General features: G+C 67.9%; 3 protein-coding genes. All 3 read right to left on the bottom strand.

What is annotated here, in order from left to right:
- Nucleotides 1–1,244: protein translocase subunit SecD (secD, locus tag VGE49_RS04725; RefSeq protein ID WP_331033420.1), on the bottom strand; the 1,244-nt coding region annotated here is incomplete at its 3' end.
- Nucleotides 1,245–1,287: 43 nt separating this feature from the next.
- Nucleotides 1,288–1,602, bottom strand: a complete 315-nt coding sequence (gene yajC, locus VGE49_RS04720) for a preprotein translocase subunit YajC (RefSeq protein WP_292082982.1) — start codon at nucleotides 1,600–1,602, stop codon at nucleotides 1,288–1,290.
- 148 nt (nucleotides 1,603–1,750) lie between these two features.
- The coding region (locus VGE49_RS04715; RefSeq protein WP_331033419.1) for a murein hydrolase activator EnvC family protein at nucleotides 1,751–2,255 on the bottom strand (505 nt) is incomplete at its 5' end.

Genomic DNA, 2,255 nt, shown 5'->3' with positions numbered 1-2,255 from the left:
GCGCCGAACAGCGACATGGCGGCGATGATCAGGATGCCGTTGAGGATCAGGCCCAGAACCGACACGCCGCCGAACAGGAAGCCGTAGGCGCCGATCATGAAGACGCAGATCAGGGCGAAGCCGATGATGGTCGAGACCATGCCGGCCTGCACGGCGTCAGCACCCAGCTCGGCGGTGACGACGCGACGTTCCTCGACCTTCAGCGGCGCCGGCAAGGCGCCCCCGTTCAGCAGGTTCACCAGTTCGGCGGCCGACTGGATCGAGAAGTTGCCGGTGATCTGGCCCGTGCCGCCGGTGATGGCGCCTTGAATCGTCGGGGCCGAAATCACCTTGCCGTCCAGAATGATAGCGAAGGGCTTGCCGATGTTCTGGGCGGTGGCTTCGCCGAAGCGACGCGCGCCCTGCCCGTCAAAGCGGAAATCGATGGCGGGGCGTCCGTTCTGATCCGAACCGACGCCGGCACGGGTCAGGTTTTCACCCGAAACCAGGATGCGTTTCTTGACCAGATAGGGCGTGCCCTGATCGTCGGTCAGCAGTTCTGCGTCCGGCGGCACGCGGCCGGCCATGGCGTCCTGCAGGCCATTGGTCGAGGTATCGACCATCTGGAACGTCAGTTGGGCCGTCCGGCCGACCAGACGCTCCAGCTCGGCCGGATCGCTCTGGCCCGGCGCCTGGACCACGATGCGGTCGGCGCCCTGACGGGTGATGGAGATTTCCTTGGTGCCCGAGCTGTCCAGACGACGACGCACGACCTCGATGGACTGGTCCACCGCCGTCGCGCCCATGCCGTTCAGCGTGGCGTCGGTGAAGGCGAAGCGAATGCGGTTGCCGCTCAGACGCGTGGCCGTGCGGTCCGGCTGGCCGGTTGCGGCCGCGCCCGTCTGCGCCAGGTTGCGCAGTTCGGTCAGAGCCGTGTCGAACTGGCCGGGGTCGGTGATCGTGACCACGACGCCACCCGCTTCGCGCTGCATGGCGCCGACGTTGATCTGCTGTTCGCGCAGGGCGACCCGCACGTCTTCCATCAGATTGGTGACGCGCTTGTTGCGCATCTCCGGCACGTCGACCTCCAGCAGGAGGTAGGAGCCCCCTTGCAGATCAAGGCCCAGGTTCAGGCCGTTCTTGGGCAGCCAGCCGGGCAGCGCGTCGCGCTGCGCCTGGCTGAGCACGCTCGGGAAGGCCAGCAGCAGCCCGACAACGAGCGACAGCACGACCAGGGTGACTTTCCAGCGCGCTAGCTGAATCATGTCAGGGCTCTATTTCGGGCGGGCGTCAGCGGCGAGAAGCCGCTCAGCCCTTGTCGTTGGCGGCGATGGCGGTGCGGTTGCGCACCTCGGCGATCATCGCCTTGACCACGCGGACGTTCACGCCCTGCGAGATCTCGACCATGGCCTCGGCGTCTTCAACGCGGGTCACCTTGCCGACCATGCCGTTCGACAGGACGACCTCGTCGCCGCGCTTGACGCCGGCGATCAGGGCCTGGTGAGCCTTCATCCGCTTTTGCTGCGGGCGGATCATCAGGAAGTAGAACAGGATGAAGATTGCGACGATCGGTGCGATCTGCACCACGATGGCCATCAGGCCGCCTTCGGAACCAGTAGGCATGGAAACTCCCCGAACCGGGCCGACCTTGAACGGGGGCCCCATAAGAAATTGAGGCGCGGAACCTAGGGTGAGCCGTGCCGATTTGCAACGCGGCCTAATGCCGAGGCGTCACAGGCGATGCCGCCCGGACACGCCGGGCGGATCATGTTCAGCGCGGCAGAACGCTCAAGGGATCGACAGCGACCGGATCATCGCCGCGCATCTGGCGCGTCTCGAAGTGGATCGAGGGCCGTCCGTCGCCCGCCGTCAGGCCCACCGTGCCGATAGCCTGGCCCGCGCGAACCTCGGCGCCGTCACGCACCGTCGCCGAGCCCAGATGGCCATAGACCGTGCGCCACCCGTCGCGGTGAATGATCAGAATCGTCAGCCCCTGCCCCGGCAGATCGTCGCCCACATAGGCCACCCGTCCCGCCGCGACGGCCTTGACCTCGGTCCCGGCCGAGGCGCCGATATTGATGCCGTTGTTCCGCTCGCCCATGCCGACCGGGCCGAAGCGACGCAGGATGTCGCCACGCACCGGCCACTGCATCACCAGGGCCTGCCCCACGGCCGCGCCCTGCACCGGCGATGCCGGCGTCGAGGACGTAACCGCCCGCGCCCGCGACGGCGGCAGGGCCGCGTTGCCGCTGGGCGGCGGCGGGGGCGGCGGCGCC

The organism is Brevundimonas sp., assembly GCF_036405315.1.
In the GTDB taxonomy this organism is placed as follows: domain Bacteria; phylum Pseudomonadota; class Alphaproteobacteria; order Caulobacterales; family Caulobacteraceae; genus Brevundimonas.
Note: the sequence above shows the minus strand (reverse complement) of the source record. Positions and strands in the feature narration are given on the sequence as shown.